The organism is Caulobacter sp. HJHS_5 (assembly GCF_056683955.1).
Genome location: NZ_JBWZNC010000003.1, coordinates 95,477 through 113,161 on the forward strand (window position 1 = coordinate 95,477; position 17,685 = coordinate 113,161).

The window sequence follows — 17,685 nt, forward strand, 5'->3', positions numbered from 1 at the left end:
TCTAGAACCGCATCCGGAAACCGGCGTTGCCGCGCAGGCGGTTACTGTCGTCGGCGTTGTCGACCGCGGCGCTGGCGGAGATTTCCGAAAAGACCGTGAACCGCCCGTCCCGCCAGCTGTAACTCCCCCCGAACCCGACCTCGCCCCACAGCCGATCGTCACGGCGCGCAAGCGGCGCGCCGGACACGCCCACGACGCTCCCGTCGAGCCATTCGTAGTTGAGATTGACGATCCCATAGAGGTGGCGCTGCCGCGTCGCCGCGCCGCTCTCCCAGCTCCGTTGGTGATCGAACGACACGCCCAAGCGGCTTCTCAGGCTGTCGGCGTCGTCGGATGAAACCGTCGCCGTGCTCGGATCGGCGAACCGGTCGAAGCGAACGTTGGAATACACGACCTGCGCCTGCGGCGTGATGCTGAGACCTCCGCCCAGCGGCGCGCGGTCGCCGACTTCGAGGCTCAACATCTCTCCCGAGCCGTGGTTCTGGTCGACGAGTTCGCCAAGCGCGGCGGACGCGAGGTCGCTACGGTACCAGTTGACCTGCGCCTGGGCGTCGGCATAGAGGCCGGCCTGGCCGTACCAGGTCAGCGTCGCGCCGACGCCGTACCCCTGGGTATCGATGCCGCCATCGCCGAACCGCGAGCGCACACCGGCGTTCGCCTCGCCGTAGCGGGCGTTGACGCCGGCGATGAGCGTCCCCGCCGTGCTGTCGTGCAGCGCCCCATCGAACCCCGCCTGGAACGACCAGTTGTCGACCTGGAGATCGCTCCCGCTGGTCGAGACGGCGGCTTCGGACCGGTAGCGAACGCCTTCGACTCGAGCCCACATTCCAACCCCGGCCTGGGTGAAGCCCGACCACTGACGGTTGCCGACGCGCTCCTGGAGGCTCCCCGGACGATTCAGCGCCTGCAGCGTCGCCGGATAGCTCTCGTAGATGGGAACGCCGGGCTGGTAGAGCGGGCCTTGCGGCTCCTCTTGCGGATCCAGGAGCGCGGAACGGAGATACCAGTCCCCATCGGCGGGCGTGGACACGCCGCCCTGGTACAAACGGTAGCCATAGGCCCCGGCGATCACCGCCGGATCGCCTTCGAAGGTGTAGTCGCTCTTGAGCGTGAAGGCGCCCCCCGCGCTGTCGCCGGTCACGTCGATGATCTTGATGCCCTCGACCGTCTGGGCGCCCAAGCCGCCGCGATTGGTGACGACAAGCTGCGTCGCACCAGCGGCGCCGTTCGTGATCACAAGCCGGTCGGTCTGAGCGTCGTCGCCGCCCAGCGCGGTCTCGATCTCGAGCCGCCCGCCCGAACCCGCGTAGGCGCCGGTCACCGTCAGCGTGCCGAAACCGTCGCGGCCCGGCGCCACGACGCCGGCGTTGATGAGGTCGCCGACCGACCCGACGCCTTCCAGGCGGCCGTCGCTCTCGACCGCAACCGCCCCGCCAAGCTTGCCGGTGACCGCGAGCGTACCGGCGGCGACCGTCGTCGCCCCGGCGTAACCGCCGTTGTCTCCGGTGAGGAGCAGCGTACCCGCGCCGGTCTTGGTGAGCGCGCCAGGCCCGGACAGCAGGCCGCCCAAGGAGAACGTCGTGCCCCCCATGGTCGAGATCGCGCCCGCGCCCGCCATCGTCATGTCACGCGTGCTCGCCATGTCGGCGCTGGTGACGAGCGTTCCGCCGTTGAACGTTACATCACCGGCCGCGTCGCCGAGGTTGCTGTCGCTCGCGATCTGCACGGCGCCGCCATTGATCGCCGTGCCGCCCGTGTAGCTGTTGGAGCCGGCGAGCACGAGCGTGCCCGCATCGGTCTTCACAAGCTGGGCGCCGCCCGAGAGCGTGGCGTTGATCGTGGCGGTAAAGCCGGCTCCCGCGGCGCTGCCGTCGCCGACGCGGACGACCGTCTGCGGCCCGGACGACAAGATCGTCTCGCCAACGATCTTGTACCCGTCCGCGGCGAACTGCATGCCGCTCGTCACGACCTGCCCAAGGCTGTTGTCGACCGTCACCGCGCCGCCGGCGCCCTGGAACACGGCGAAGGCGCGATCCGCAAAGGAGCCGTTCACCGAACCGTCGCCGTCCGTCCAGTTGTCGTTGCCCAAGACGTTCTGCCAGACGCCATCGCCGCCATTGACGGCGCCGTCGTTCTTGGGACCGGCCGCGCCGTCCCAGAAGTGGAGTGCGAGGCCGGCCGAATTCACCAGATTCACCTGTCCGGCGATCGAGGTCTGCACGGTCGCCGCCCCGCCGCCCGGCAGGGAACCGACGGTGAGGCCGTTGTCGATGAGCGCGCCGGCGTAGTTGAAGACGCGATAGACGCCGACGTCGAACGCGCCGCCGGCCGACGTGGTCACGTCGATCACGCCGTCGAGAGTGAGGTCGCCGCCCACCTTGACGAGGTCGTTGAGCGGGCCGCCGACGACGCCGGCCTGACCGAATTCGTAAGCAAGCCTCGCGCCCGCCGCCAACGACAGGTCGCCGCCGATGGTGAGCGTGCCCGGCCCCGCCGAGCCCGGGGTCAAGGTCGCCCCATCGGCGAGGACGACGTCGCCGCCGATGGCTCCAGAACCGCCGAGCGTCGCGGCCGAGACGGTCGTCAGACCGGTCGCCAGCGACTGGTCGCCGTTGACCAGCAGCGTCCCGCCTGTAACCGTGGTCTCGCCGCCGTAGGCATTGGCGCCGGTCAGGGTGAGCGCGCCCGCGCCGGCTTTGGTCAGGCCGCCGACCCCGACGAGGCGAGGTGAAATGCCGACGGAGTGGCCATCGGTATCGACGACGACTCCGTTGGCGCCCAGGGTAACGTCGTGGGTGTCGAAGCCGTCGAAAAACGTGAGGTTGTCCTGAGTGGCGCGCAACAGACCGCCGTCAAAGGCGACGTCAACCGCCCCGGAGCCGCCACGGAACCCGGCAGTCTCCAGAACCGCGCGATCGGCCGTCGTCCCCTGCGAGGTCAGCGCGCCGCTGGAGCCAGCCGCCATGCCGAGGAGAATGCCGTCCGCAGCCCGAACAAGTCCGCCGCTTTCGATCGTCAACGCGCCGTTCCCGATGTTGCCGACGGTCAGGGTTGTCGCCGTCAGCCACTGGGACCCCACGCCGGTCACGACGGCGGCGCCGTCGGCGTTGGCCCCGACATAGCCCTGGTTGCTGGTGACGCTCGCGCCGTCTTCGATGCGCAAGGCGCCGGCGCCGAAACTGCCTACGACCAGCTGCCCGGCGTTGACCCAGGTCGTGCCCGGCCCCGTGATGACGGCGTCGCCCTGCGAGGAGGCGCCGACGATCCCATCGCCGTTCGACACCGCAGCGCCGTCTTCGACGCGCAAGGTTCCAACGCCGCCAAGGCCGACGCTGATCCGGTCGCTGACGACCTTACCGCCATCGGCGACGTTCAACATCCCGGTATCGCCGGAGCCGACCGCCAGGTCGCCGCCAACGGTCAAGATCGAGGCGGCGCCGCCGCCATCGTGGCCCGTTACGGTGAGCCTGGCTTGATCGGCGACGCTCCCGCCAATCCAGCCGCCAGCGCTTTCCAGCGAGCCGCCGTCGGCCAGCCGCAGTTCGCCCGCGCTGACATAAAGATCGCCGCCAAAGTTGCTGGCCCCGGTCAGCACCAGCGTGCCGAGATCCGCCTTCTCGAAATCGGCGGCGCCCGTCATCGCCGCCGCGATCGTCGCGGTATAGGCGGCTCCCGTCGCATTGCCGTCACCCACGCGGATCAACGCGTTGGAGCCCGTCATCTCGAGCGGTCCGCCGGTAAGTAGATAGCCGTCTGTCGCGAACTGCAGCCCGGTGGCGCGAACATTGCCCGCGCTGTTGTCGACCGTGACCGTGCCCGCCGTTCCCTGGAATACCGCGAAGGTGTCCTGCGCGTAGTCGGTGTTGGCCGACCCGGTCTCGTTGGTCCAATCGGTGCCGCCGCCGCCGAGGCGCCAGGCCCCGGCGCCGCCGGAAACCACGCCGTCGTTGTCGGCGCCGGCCCGGTCCCAGAAGCTCAGCAACTGGCCGGCGCTGTTGATCAGGTTGACCTGGCCGGCGACCGCGGTCTGCACGCTCAGCCCCGCGACCCCGCCCGGGGCGCTTGCCACCGTCAGCCCGTTGTCGACCAGGGCGCCGGTGTAGTCGATCAGCCGGTAGACGCCCGGTCCGAAGGTCCCGCCGGCGCTCTCGGTCACGTTCAGCGCGCCGTCGAGGGTGAGGTCGCCGCCCACCGTGATCAGGTCATTCAGCGATCCGCCCGAGGTTCCCGCCTGGCCGAGCTCCATGGCCAGGGTCGCGCCGGAAGTCAGCGTCAGCCCGCCGTTGATGGTCATCTGTCCATACAGGAAGCCGGGCGACAGGGTCCCGCCGGCGTTGACGGTCACGTCCCCGCCGATGACCCCGTTGCCCTGGAGCACGCCGCCGCTGTTGATAGTGGTCGCCCCCGTCGCGCTCGACTGGTCGCCGTTGAGCACCAGCGTGCCGCCGTTCACGATCGTCTCGCCGCTGTAGATGTTGTTTCCGGTGAGAAGAAGCGTGCCGGCGTCGGTCTTCACCAGCCCTCCGGTCCCGCCGAGGGTGGCGTTGATCAGGGCGGACATGGTCGCGCTGTTGGCCGTGCCGTCGCCGACCCAGATGTTGGACTGCGGCGCCGTGAGGTTGATCGGGCCGCCGTCGAGCTGATAGCCCCCGACCGCGAACTGCATGCCCGAGACGTTGATTGGGCCGGCCGTGGTCGCATCGACCGTCACCGTCCCACCGGTCTTGGTGAAGATGGCGAAGGCGTTGTCCTGGAACGGCGCGTTGAGGGAACCGTCGGCGGTTGTCCAGTTGTCGTTGCCGCCGGCCCCGCCGCCCTGCCAAGTCCCGCCGCCGCCGGCGATGTCGCCGTCGTTGCGCACGCCCGCGTCGCCGTCCCAGAGGTTCAGGGTCAGGCCGGCGGTGTTGACCAGGTTGACCTGCTTGTCGACAGAGGTCTGCACCGTGAAGTTCGCGCCGGCCGGCATCGCGCCCAGCGTCAGGGTCCCGGTCCGGGTTCCGGCGTAGTCGATCACCCGATAGAGGCCCGGGCCGAAACTCGGCGCGCTTGAGGCGACATCGATCGTGGCCCCGCCGAGATCGACGTTCCCGCCCACCTTGGTCAGGTCGTTGAGCGTGCCGCCAGGCAGGTTGGCCTGGTCGAACTCGTAGTTGAGCGTGGTCGTCACCCCTCCGAGCGTGAGGTCTCCGACGATGGTCAGCGTGCCCGCCGCGCCGGCCGCGCCACCTGGGGCGAGCGCGGCGCCGGCCGCGACCGTGACGTCACCGCCTATGGTCCCCGAACCGCCCAGAGTCCCGGAAGTCACATTCGTCAGGCCCGTCGCGCCGGACTGATCGCCGTTGATCAGCAGCGACCCGCCCGCGACCGTGGTTGCGCCGGTGTAGGTGTTGGCGCCGGTGACGATCTGCGTGCCGGCCCCGGCTTTCCTCACCTGGCCGCTGCCGGAGATCAGGCCGTCGAAGGTCTGCACGCCCGGGTTGTTGAACACCAGCTGGGCGTTGTTCAGGACGTCGCCCACGATGGATCCCGTCGCGACGCCATCGCCAAGGACCAGCGTACCGGCCGAGATGGTCGTGCCGCCCAAATAGGTGTTGGTCGCAGTCAGCCTGAGAACGCTCGCGCCGCCCTTCGTGAGCCCACCGCCCCCGGTGATGGCGCCCGAGAGGGTGACGCCGACAACGGGCGCGATCGTGCCTCCTCCCGCCGCCAGCGTGATCGCCCGGCCCAACGTCGCCGTCGAGGTGGTCCTCAGGGTCCCGCCATCCAGGGTGAGGCCGCCCGCCGCGTCCCCAAGGTTCGAGTCGTTCGAGATGCTGAGCACGCCGCCGGCGACGAGCGTTCCGCCGGTGTAGGTGTTGGTTCCGGAGAGCACCAGCGCGCCGTCGTCGACCTTGACGAGCTGTCCCGCGCCCGAGAGCACGGAGCTGATGGTGGCGGTCATGCCCGCGCCCGCCACCGTGCCGTCGCCGACGCGGATCGGCGTCTCGGGTCCTGCCAGCGTCAGGCCGGCGCCGGTCACCGTGTAGCCGTCCACCGCGAACTGCATGCCCGAAACGCCGACCGCGCCGCCGACGTTGTCCACCGCCACGATCCCGGGCGTTCCTTGGAACACCGCATAGGCGTCCTGCTGGTAGTCGCTGTTCGCCGAGCCGGTGAAGTTGGTCCAGTCGTTCGCGCCGCCGCCCAGGCGCCAGGTCCCGGCGCCGCCGGTGACGATGCTGTCGTTCTTGCCGCCCGTCGGCCCGTCCCAGAAGAACAGCGACTGACCGGCGGTGTTGACCAGATTCACTTGGCCGACCACCGAGGTCTGCACCGTGGCGCTCGAGCCGGCCGGCAACGCGCCGACGTCCAGCGTGTTGTTCGTCAGCGCGCCCGTGTAGTCGATCACCCGGTAAACGCCGGCGGAGAACAGGCCGCCGACCGGCTCGGTGACGTTGAGCGTTCCGTCGAGGGTCAGGTCGCCGTTGACCTTGATCAGGTCGTTCAGCGGCCCGCCGGCGACGTTCGCCTGGCCGAACTCCATGTTCAGCACCGAGGCGCTGTTCAGCGTCAGGTCGCCGTTGATCGTCAGGGTGCCCGGGCTGTTGCCCGGTGAGAGCACGCCGCCGTTCTGCACGATCACGTCGCCGCCGACCGTGCCGGAGCCGCCCAGCGTGCCGCCGGTGAACACCGTGGTCAGCCCGGTGGCCGCCGACTGGTCCCCGTTGATCCGCAGCGTCCCGGCCATGACGTTCGTGGCGCCAAGGTAGCTGTTGGCGGCGGACAGGACGGTTACGCCCGATCCCGCCTGCCGCAGCTCGCCGGAGCCTGAAACCAAGCCGGTGAAGGCGTAATGGTTGTCGCGGTTGAACGACAGAACGCCGTTGTCCGTCACGTCGCCGAGGATCGAGCCGGTGGAGCCGCCCGCGCCGAGCTCCAGCGTGCCGGCGCTGATCGTCGTGCCTCCGGTGTAGGTGTTGGTTCCGGTGAGCTGGGTCATGCCCGCGCCGATCTGCTCGACCGAGCCGGTCTGGGAGATGACGCCGCCGTAGGTCAGCGTGTCCGAGCGGTCAAAGCCCAGAACGCCGAAGTTGTTGACCGTCTGGCTGGCGATGGAGCCGTTGGTCCCGCCATCGCCGAGGACCAGCGCGCCGGCGTTGATGTTGGTGACCCCCGTATAGGTGTTGCTTCCGGTAAGGATCCACTTGCCCGCGCCGTTCTTGGCCAGCGAGCTGATATTGGCGGCGGTCTGGTTGCCGATCGTGGCGCCCATGACATTGTCGCCGGTGTTGGTTCCTCCCAGCGAGACGACCCGTTGTCCGTTGCCGGTGTAGGAGATCGCCTCCGTGGCGCCGAACACCACCGCGCCGGAGCCCGAAGACTCGATGGCGGTGGTCCCGACGCCCAGGGTGAATCGGCGGTCCGTGGTGTCGCCGGCGCCGGTGTAGCGCAGCGTCCCGCCGCCGCCGATCACCAGGTTCGAGGCGAGGTTGGTGGATTGGCCGAGGCTGCTGGCCTCGCCGCCGTCGGCGAGCTTGTCCACGCCCAGCACGCCGCCGTTGATCCTGGTCACGCCGGTGTAGGTGCTGGCGGCATTGGTCAGGATCCACGTGCCGAGGCCGGACTTGGTCAGCCCCGTCTTGCCGGTCCCGTTCTCGGTGATCTGCAGGCCCAGCTTGTTGTCCGCCGAGCTGGTCCCGGTCAGGGTCACGGTCTGGTTGGTGTTTACGCTGCTGAAGGTGATCGGGGCGGTGTTGGAAAACACCACCGCGCCCGTGCCGGAGGCGTCGAGGGCGCTCGTCGCCGAGGCGCCGAGGGTGAACAGGCGGTTGGTGGTGTCACCCGCGCCGATGTAACGCAGCGTACCCCCGTTCAGGATCAGGTTAGCAGCGGCGCCTGACGAGGAGCCGATGCTGCTGTTGGCGCCGCCGTCGACCAGGCAATCGATCGCCAGGATGCCGCCGCTAACCGTGGTGGCGCCGGTATAGGTGCTGTTGCATCCTGAGAACTGCTGGATATTCGCGCTGGTCTTGGTGATCCCGCCAGTCCCGCTGATCACGCCGGCGTAGTTCACAGTGGAGCCCACCCCTTGCGGGGCGCCGCCCCCCGTGATCGTCAAGGTCGTGGCGCCCAGCTCGACATTGCCCACGCTCGCGGCGTTGGCGTTGAGGGTGATGTCGTCGAGCCACAGGACCGAGATAGCCGAGCCGGGAACGGCGGTGAGGTCGAGCAGCGTTCCGGTCGGCCCCAGCCGCACGCCACCGGTCCCGAGGGCGCTGGCCGACAGCGCTCGTAGTGTGCCTGCGTTAACGTTCGTCCCGCCGGAGTAGGTGTTGGCGCCGGACAGCTCCAAGACGCCGGCGCCGTTCTTGGCCAAGTTGCCTGCGCCGATGATCGGTCCTTCGATTCCCAGCGTGGTCGCGGCGTTCTGGACGGTGACGGCGCCGTTGCTGAGCAGTTGGGCGCCACGATCGATGCTGACGCTTCCTCCGGTGTAGGTGAGCGTGCCGCCGCTGAACACGAGGTTCGCCGAGCCCGGACCCGAGGCGCCGATGCCGCTGGCCTGCAAGCCGTCGGCCAGGCAATCGGTGCTGAGGATTCCGCCGATCGTCGTCGGTCCGGTGTAGGTATTGGTGCAGCCGGTCATGACCTGCGTGCCGGCCGTCGTCTTCACGGCGCCGGCGCCGCTGACAGCGCCCGTGAACGCGCCGCTGCCGTTGATCTGCAGCGTGCCCCCGGCGCCGACGCTTGCATTACCATCGCCCTGCAACCCGGCGACATAGACGTCGAAGGCGCCGAAGTCGACGCTGCCGGGCGCGTTGACCGTCAACCGGCCCGCGCCGGACCCGTTGGCCGCGCCGCCGAAGGCCTGGTTGGAGCCGGCGACCAGCTTCCCCCCGTTCACGGTGGTCCCGCCGGCGTAGGTGTTCGTCCCCGAGAGCACCAGCGTGCCGTCGCCTTCCTTGGTGAAGCCCCCGGTCCCCACCGCCACTCCGCTGACGGTCAGGGTCGTGCTGGCCTGCGACACGCCGATCCGTCCGCCGCCGGACAGGGTGAAGCCTCGGTCGGTGCTGTCGGTAGCGCCGGTGTAGAGAAGCTGCCCCCCGGCATCCAACACGAGGTTGGACGAGGCGGCCGACGACTTGCCGATCCCGCTGACCTGACCGCCGTCTGCGAGGGTGTTGACCGAAAGGGTGCTGCTATTGCTCCCGCTCCCGCCGGAGCCGGTGATCTTGGTGACGCCGATGTAGTCGTTGGCAGGATTGGAAAGGACCAGCGTTCCCCAACCGGTCTTGGTCAGGCCGGCGTCGTCCGGGCTGGTCACCAGGCCCGAAAACTCAACGGTATAGGGATTCCCGACCTCGATTGTCGGATCGCCCGCGCCACCGTTCACCAGCGTGAAACCTCGGTTCGTCGCGGCATCCGTCCCGCCCGCCCAGGCGAGGGTCCCGCCCTGGAGGACGAGATTGCCGGAGCCGGAGCCCGACTGGCCGATGCTACTCGCAGAGCCGCCGTCGGCGAGGCTGTAGATCACCAGCCGGCCGGCGCTCAATGTCGTGACGCCGGTATAGGTGTTGGCGCCAGTCAGCCGAACGATGCCAGCCCCACCCTTGGTGAAGCCGGTGGCGCCGCCGTTATCGACGATAGTCGCCCCAACCGTGAAAATGCCCGTGCCGTTCTGCTGGATACCGAGGACGCCGCCCGAGGCCCCGGTGAGATTCCCTCCGCTGATCGTCTGGCCGGCGCCGCCGACCGAAGGCGCAACAATGATGGCGCCGTCGACGCCGAGGGTCTGCCCTCCCAGGGCGACGTTGCCCGCCGCCGCCTCGGTGAACTGCAGGCCGCCGAGCTGCATGCTGCTGCCGAGCGTGCCGACGTAGCCTAGGCCGTCCCCGTCGCTGTCGGAGATGAACTGTCCGGCCGCCCACTGCGAGACATCGTCCTGGTCGGTGTAGTCGGTGTCGACGAACGGAAGGATCTCGCCGCCGACCACTTTCGCGTAGTCAGTCCCGTTGATGGTCGCCCAGCCGCCGAGGCTGACGCTTGAAGTCTTGATGCTCCCGCTGGTCGGCAGGACGAAGTTGACCAGGCCGCTGGTGCGCGAGATCGCGCCCAGGTCTATGTCCATGCCGCCGCCCGTCCCGGAAACCGCCTGGACGGTGTTGGCGCCGGCGCTGATCGTCGTGCTGGCGAAAGTCTGCGCGTTGGCGACGCCGGCCGCTCCCGTCACCTTCAGCGTTCCGCCCGTCAGGTTCAGGGAAGAGCCGCTCGCGATGATGTTGTTCGCGGGCGCGCCCGCGCCGGCGAAGCTTAGGGCCAGCGTACCGCCGCCGATGGTCGTCGGGCCCGTATAGGTATTGGCGCCGGTGAGCGTCAGCGTGCTCGCGCCGAGCTTGGTCAGCCCACCCGCGCCGGTGATGGCGCCGGCGTAGTCGCTGGCCGCCGGGCCGTCGACGGTGAAGGTGGTCGCGGGATTCGAGCCGAGGGCGATCACGCCGCCGGTTCCATGGAGCACGGGCGTGGTCAGGCTGAAGTCGTTCAGGTCGAGGACGCCGCCGTTGACCGTCACGCCGGTGGTCGTGCCGAGGGCCGAAGCATCGCCGGCCCGCAGGGTCCCGCCGCTCACCGTGACCGTGCCGGTCCGTGTGTTGGCGCCGCTCAGCACCCACGTGCCGGAGCCGCTGCTGGCGAGGTTGCCGGCGCCCGAAATGACGCCCGAAAATGTGTTGGTTCCAGCGAAGCCGCCGCCGAAGGTCAGGGTATCGGCGGACCCGGCGGCGTTGAAGGCCAGATCGCCGCTGAAGCTCAACCCGCCCGAGCCGTCGTTCAGGATGGAGGTGGCGCCGTCGCTGGCCCAGGTGCGATTGCTGGCGCCGCCCACACCCGTGTAGCTGAGCTGGCCGAGATGGCCGAGGCTGATCGCCGTCCCGGCGCCGAGGGAGCTCGCCAAACCCGAGTCGGCAAGGACCGACGCGCGGACGACTCCCCCGGAAACGCCGGCATTCCCTGCGAAAGTGTTGGCGCCTGCGAGGGTGATGCTGCTCGTCGCACTGCCCGTGAAAGTGGCGGAGCCGGTCCCGCTGAGCACGCCCAGCAGCTCGAAGTCGGCCGTCTCCGCAATGAACTGCGAGTTGGTCAGCGAGATGTCGCCGAGGAGCGTAAGCGTGCCGGTTCCTCGCTGCCTGAAAACGCGGGTAGGTCCGCCCGACAGCACCCACTTGCGATCCGAGCTGTCGCCGTCGCCGGTGTAGATGATGTTGTCGGAATACTGGCTGCCGCCGGCGAAGGTGATCGTGCCGTTCTCGACCGTGGTCGGTGCGCCCAGCGAACTCGCCTCGCCGAGATTTCGGACCGAGCTGAAGTAGACGGCCCCCGATCCCTGGTTCACGCCGTTCAGCCGCGTGGGCCCCGTGTAGGTGTTCGCATCGTTGGTCAGGCGCACGCCGGAAAGGGCGCTGAGGCCGCCGCTGCCAGTATATAGCGCCGATCCGGCTCCGAGGCCGCCGATCGTGAGGGTCGTGCCGGCGCCGATGGTGACGGTCCGGTTGGTCGTGCCGGCATCGATGGTCAGGCTGGCGTTGGCCGTGGTGGTGACGCCGTTGCTCGCGGCGCCGAGCGAGGCGTCGTTGGTGACGCGCAGGCCGCCTCCGCTCAGGGTGATCCCGCCACTGAAGGTGTTGGCCCCCGTGAGCTGCAGTTGAGCGGCGCCCGTCTTCGTCAGCCCGGCGGTTCCCGCGATGATCGAGTTGATCACGGCGTTGCTGGCGGTATTGATCGTGGGGGCCGCGCCGCCCAGCGTGAGCGCGCCGCCGTTCAGCGTCCAGCCATTGAAGGTCTGGAAGGTCATGTTGTGGACCGTGATCGGCGTCGTCAGCCCGATCGTGCCCACCGTGCTCGTCGTCCCAGCGGGGACGGAACCGAAGATGACGTTGTCGAGCCCTGCGTTATTCCAGGTGTGGTAGGGGCCCAGGACGTCGCTGTTGCTTTCGCTCCAGAGCTGACTGGTCGTGTCCCAATTCCCGCTGCCGCCGCCGGTGGGCTGGGCGCCGTTCGCGTCCCAATAGCGGGTGGCGTCCTGGGCCCGGGCCGCCGGAGAGACCACGACCAGGGCGAGCACGCTGAGCGAAGCGCCGCACAGTAGGCGACGGGCCCGGTCGACGCGGGTCGCCGCTTTGGCCTTACTGAACATGAACGCCCCCAAACTCACACGGACTGCACGCTTGGCGCGCAAGCCACCCCGACGCCACGCTGAAGGCCGCTCAAGAAAGCACACCACAGGTTGAGCGCCCGGGTGCGACAATCTGACCCGAATGTGCACAAACTCCTAACAAACGGGGTGAACCTTTACGGCTCCAATAACGTCAACCGACACCGTCGAGACAAATATAGTCACGAGAATTCAATGTGTTAGCAGGTAAACCACAGGTCGAGCACGTCCCGAAAACTCAACTGTAAATTTACGTATCGGAAATCGGCTGCTCGGCTGACCGCGGGGGACCGGTCCGCTCGCGCCGCCGGCCTATACGACCGCCTCGGCGACGCCGCCGAGGCCGTCCTTCAACGGCCCCAGCCAGGGCTCATAGTTCCGCCAGCGGTCGAGGCCGTCCCGATTGATCGGCCGGCGAACCTGCTGCGCGCTGGGCGTGTGGATTTCCCGCCGGGTCTCGTGGAAGCGCAGGCAAGCCGGATCGAACGGCAGGCCCAGATAGGCGAGCAGACGCCGCACCTCGCCCTCCAGATCCTCGACCAGACGCTCATATCGCACCCGGTGGATTGCGCCCGGCGCCGTCGTCTCGAAATGCTCGATCAGGCGGACATAGTCCTGGTGATATCGAGCCATGTCCGCCAGCGTCGTCGGGAAGCTCGTTGTCCTGCTGAAGTAGGTCGAAAAGCTGGAGAAACAGGAGGCGAGCGGCCGGCGGCGGACATCGATGATCCTGGCGTTCGGCAGGACGAGCCGGATAAGCCCGACGTGGCGCCAGTTCGCCGGCATTTTGTCGGTGAAGAAGGGCCGGCCGACGCGTCTGTATCGCTGAGTCGCGGCGAGGTACCGTTCGCCGAGGGCGCGGAACTCTCCGGCGCCGAGTTCCGCGGGGACCACCTTCGCAGCGATCTCGCCGAACTCGGGAAGCTCGCCCGCGCCCTCGATCAACGGATGGCTCGCGAGAATCTGTTCGACCAGCGTCGAGCCGGACCGCGGCATGCCGATGATGAAGATCGGACTGGGGTCGGCGCATCCGTGGCCCCGGCTCTTGGCCAGGAACTCGGGGGTGAACACTGCCTCCGCCCGCCGGACGAGGTCGCTCAGCTCGGGGGCGTCGTACGGGGACATACGGCCGCGTAGGGCGTTCGCCGTCTCGTAATGGCGGAACGAGCTTTCGAACCGCTCCTGATCGCCCAGGGCGCGCCCGAGCGCATAGTGAAGCTGGCATCGGCTCAGCGCATGCACGGCGCGCGGAAGGGCCGCTTCCATCCGCCTGACATCCTCCGGCCCGAGCCGGATGGTGCGAAGGTTGGCGAGCCCCCACCAGGCGAAGCCGTTCGCCGGATCGAGATCGACCGCCCGCCGGTAGGCGAGTTCCGAATCGTTCAGGCGACCGACGGCGTTCAAGGCGCGACCGTAGTTCATCCACGGGACGGAGGCCCGCGCCGCCCGCGCGATCAGGGCTTCGTGGACGCCCAACGCCTCGCCGCTGCGACGTTCGGATTCAAGGACCGCGGCCTTGAGCGATAGCGCCCAGAGGCTTTCGGGCCGCCTGGCGAACGCCTCATCAAGCAGGGCCAGCGCCTCTGGGGCGCGGTCGAGCCGTCCCAGCAGGGCGGCGAGATCGGCATGAGCCGTCGCTGAATCGGGAGCGAGGTCGATCGCCTTGCGCAGGCGGGCTTCGTCTTCGACCCAGACCGGATCGGGAGCCAAGCCGCGCGGCCCCTTCCTATCGGACGTGTCCGCGGGCTTCATTGAAAACGTCGCTACTTCCGTTCGATCGCCGAGGCGCCCGGACGCTTACCGTGGACATCGGGGCGTTAGAAAACCGGAAATTCGCGACAGAAAGCTCACCGCCCCCGTGCGAGAGCTCCGGCGACGAAGAAAGCCCGCCCAGTTCAGTGATCTGCGTCGGAGTCCAGCCGACTGAGTCGGCCGAGGAAAATGGCGCGCCCGGAACGATTCGAACGTCCGACCCTCAGATTCGTAGTCTGATGCTCTATCCAGCTGAGCTACGGGCGCGCACTTCGCGGAGGACCTTGTAGGGGTCCGGCGAGGGCGCGGAACCTAGTTTGCGGGTCCTGGGAAGGCAACCCTCTTTTTGCGCTGAATTCCGCGGCATTCGAACAAGCTTCGACCGGCGCCGCGCCCGGACGATTGCCCGGCGGTCGTGTCGGACTATGTTCACGGTGAAGCCCGCTCTCCAGGGCCGATGGTCGGATCGCTCCATGCTGCTTCCCGCGTCTCGTATCGCGTCGTTCACGCTCGCCCTGGCGCTCGGCGCCGGTTTGCTGGCGAGTTGCGCTTCCTCCTCCTCGCCGTCGACGGCCGCCTCGACCGCCGCCGCGCCGCCGGCGACCACCGCCGGTCCGCGGGTGATGGCCTCGGCGGCCAATCCCCTGGCCACCCAGGCGGCGATCCGGGTGCTGAAGGATGGCGGCTCGGCGGCGGACGCCGCCGTGGCCGTGCAGGCGGTGCTGGGGCTCGTGGAGCCGCAGAGCTCCGGCCTCGGCGGCGGCGCCTTCATGACCTTCTACGACGCCAAGACCCGCAAAGTGATCGCCTACAACGGCCGCGAGACCGCCCCGGCCGGCGCCACGCCCGATATGTTCCTCGGCCCGGACGGCCGCCCCATGCCCTTCCCCCAAGCCGTGACCAGCGGCCGCTCGACCGGGGCGCCCGGGGCCATCGCCATGCTGGCCATGGCTCAAAGGGACTATGGCAAGCTGCCGTGGTCGAGCCTGTTCGTCGACGCCGAGAAACTGGCCGACGACGGCTTCGTCGTCAGCCCTCGCCTGGCGGGAATGATCGCCTCGAACGGCGCCCAGGCGCGCGGCGCCGACGCCCGCGCCTATTTCACCAAGCCCGACGGCGCGCTCTACAAGGCCGGCGACACCCTGAGGAATCCGGCCTACGCCGACACCCTGCGCCGCATCGCCGCCGAAGGCCCCAAGGGCCTGCTGGCCGGGCCGGTGGGTGAGGCGATCGTCGCCAAGGTGCATGAGGGTCTGGCGGGGACCCTGACCCTCGCCGACATGGCCGCCTACAAGCCGCTGAAGAGCGACGGACTCTGCGTCCCCTGGCGGGTCTACATCGTCTGCACCCCGCCGCCGCCGTCGGGTGGAGCCAGCCTGCTCGAAGCCCTGAAGCTGCTGGAAAAGACCGACATCGCCAGCCGCGGCCCGAAGGACCCTGTCGCCTGGGTGCAGATGGCCGAGGCGGAACGCCTGATGTACGCCGACCGCGACAAGTACATGGCCGACCCCGACGTGGTGCCCGTGCCGACCGCCGGTCTGCTGAGCGACGGCTATATCGCCGAGCGCGCCAAGCTGATCGGCCAGACGGCCGGTCCCCCGCCGCAACCCGGAACCCCGCCCGGCGCGCCCAAGCGCGGCATGGACGGCAGCCTGGAGCCCGGCGGCACCACCCACATGGTCATCATCGACGCCGACGGGAATGCGCTGTCGATGACCACCACGGTGGAGAGCGTGTTCGGCTCGGGCCGCTTCGTGCGCGGCTTCTTCCTCAATAACCAGCTGACCGACTTCTCCCTGGCCCCGAAGGACGCCCAGGGCCTGCCGGTGGCCAACGCCGTCGCGCCCGGCAAGCGTCCGCGCTCGGCCATGTCGCCGGTGATCGTGCTCGACAAGGACCGCCGCTTCGTCGCCGCCATGGGCTCGCCCGGCGGGCCGGCGATCATCTCCTACAATCTGAAGGCCATGATCGGGGTCTTCGACTGGGGACTGTCGATGCAGGAGGCGATCAGCCTGCCCAACCTGGTGGCGCGGGGGAACAACTTCTCGGGCGAGACCAACCTGTTCGGGCCTGAACTGTCGGCCGCCCTTCAGGCTCGGGGGGTGACGGTGCGCGAGGGCCAGAACGAAAATTCCGGTCTGCACGGCATCATCCGCCGGCCGACCGGGTTGGAAGGCGGCGCCGATCCGCGCCGCGAAGGCGTGGTTCTCAGCTTCTAGGCGTCGGCCGCATCCGCGGCCGGTTTGCGGCGTCCGGGCTTCGCGGCCTGCGGCGGAACGCCCGGCAGGGTAAGCTCGAACACCGAACCGCCGGCCCCCGTCTCGACCAGCGCCAGGTCGCCGCCATGGCCCTGGGCCAGCTCGCGAGCGATGGCCAGGCCAAGACCTGTGCCGCCGCGTCGCGAGGAGCCCACGAACGGGCGGAACAGATGCTCCAGCGCCCGCGCCGGCAGGCCGGGGCCATCATCGGTCAAGCGGATGATGCTGGTCTCGGCGGCGGCGTCCCGCTTCAGCTCGGCGAAGACCGTGCCGCGTCCGTTGCGATCCGGCGCGCCTTCGATGGCCTCACGCGCGTTGCGCATCAGATTGACCAGGATGCGGTGCAGTTGCTCGCCATCGGCCAGCACCTGATCGCGTGGGTCGATCACCGTCTTCAGCGCGACGCCGATCCCCAGCCCGGCGTCCTCCGCCGCCGCCTCGACGGCCGCGCGCAGCGGCGTCGGCTTGGCGACCGCCGCCGGCTCCTCGCTGCGGCCATAGGCCATGACGTCGGTGGCCAGGGTTACGGCGCGGTCCAGCGCCCGCTCCAGGCGCGGCAGGGCGCGGCTGACCTTTGGGTCGTCCAGGGCGGCGAGGCGGTCGGAGGCGATCTGTGCACTGGTCAGCATGTTGCGCAGATCGTGATTGATCTTGGCCACCGCTTCGCCGAGGGCGGCCAGGCGGGCGCGGGAGTTGAGGGCGGCCAGCAGGTCGGCCTGCATGCGGTCGAGCTCAGCCTCGGCGCGGCCGATCTCGTCGCGACGGCCGGAAGGGCTCACCCGGGCCGCCGGATCCTCCGGCGCGACGCGGAACCGCTCGATGGCGCGGGTAATGCGTTGCATGGGACGGACGAGGAAGACGTTCAGGGAGAAGTAGATCACCGACCCGATCAGCAGCGAGGCGGCGGCGACGCCGGCGATCAGACGCACAAGATAGCCGACCAGCTCGGCCTTCAGCGGCCGGTCGGGCGTGACGATCTCCACAAAGTCGGCCTGGCGGAAACGCGGCTCGGCCACCGCCCGCACCATGCCGTTGCCGGCGAACAGCGTGTAGAAGGGCGCCGCCAGCCAGGACCCGAACTGACGCCGCCGCAGGTCGACGAGATAGGGCGGATCGCCGTAGCGCGGCCCCGCCAGCACCAGGCGTCGCACGCCCTCGGTCTGCACCGCCACGCTGATCACCCCGGCGCCGTCGAGAAGTTCCTGAGACAGACGCTCGGTGACGCCGCGTTCGGGATCGACCTCGGCGGCGAGGGACGCCAGCTCTCCGGCCCGCACCCGGTCGAGCAGCCAGCGCTCCTCGAAGGCCGCCAGGGCGGGCGGCAGCACCAGGAGGCCCGCGCCGACCACGAATAGGGCGGTGACCATCAACAGCCGCGCCGAGAGGCCGCCGGGCAGAGTCAGCCTCAGCCGCCGCCGCGCGGGCTGCGGGTCGGTTTGTTCCGTTACGGGTTCAGGGCTCGGCGCCGCCTCGGCCATCGATCTAGGT

The 17,685-nt window shown here is 69.3% G+C and carries 4 protein-coding genes and 1 tRNA gene; 1 reads left to right on the forward strand and 4 read right to left on the reverse strand.

Features of this window, described 5'->3' with window-relative positions; all coding sequences use genetic code 11:
- Position 1: 1 nt before the first annotated feature.
- The 3 genes from ACFLIT_RS06690 to ACFLIT_RS06700 form a co-directional block, all read right to left on the reverse strand.
- Positions 2-12,169: an autotransporter-associated beta strand repeat-containing protein gene (locus ACFLIT_RS06690; protein ID WP_479910434.1), complete on the reverse strand. Its 12,168-nt coding sequence runs from the start codon at positions 12,167-12,169 to the stop codon at positions 2-4.
- 330 nt (positions 12,170-12,499) lie between these two features.
- Entirely contained in the window at positions 12,500-13,897 is a 1,398-nt protein-coding gene (locus ACFLIT_RS06695; protein ID WP_479910435.1) for a tetratricopeptide repeat-containing sulfotransferase family protein, read from the reverse strand.
- Positions 13,898-14,129: 232 nt separating this feature from the next.
- Positions 14,130-14,206: transfer RNA gene (locus ACFLIT_RS06700), tRNA-Arg, on the reverse strand.
- 206 nt (positions 14,207-14,412) lie between these two features.
- On the opposite strand from ACFLIT_RS06700, the gene ggt reads away from it, so the two are divergent.
- A complete protein-coding gene (gene ggt, locus ACFLIT_RS06705) occupies positions 14,413-16,158 on the forward strand; it encodes a gamma-glutamyltransferase (RefSeq protein ID WP_479910436.1) in 1,746 nt (581 codons plus the stop codon).
- Here the strand turns inward: ggt and ACFLIT_RS06710 are convergent.
- Positions 16,155-17,675: a sensor histidine kinase gene (locus tag ACFLIT_RS06710; protein WP_479910437.1), complete on the reverse strand. Its 1,521-nt coding sequence runs from the start codon at positions 17,673-17,675 to the stop codon at positions 16,155-16,157. The genes ggt and ACFLIT_RS06710 overlap by 4 nt on opposite strands.
- Between the last annotated feature and the right edge of the window lie 10 nt (positions 17,676-17,685).

Coding starts and splice junctions, on each gene's coding strand:
- ggt (WP_479910436.1), top strand. CDS start 14,413: ATGCTGCTTCCCGCGTCTCGTATCGCGTCGTTCACGCTCGCCCTGGCG.
- ACFLIT_RS06690 (WP_479910434.1), bottom strand. CDS start 12,169: ATGTTCAGTAAGGCCAAAGCGGCGACCCGCGTCGACCGGGCCCGTCGC.
- ACFLIT_RS06710 (WP_479910437.1), bottom strand. CDS start 17,675: ATGGCCGAGGCGGCGCCGAGCCCTGAACCCGTAACGGAACAAACCGAC.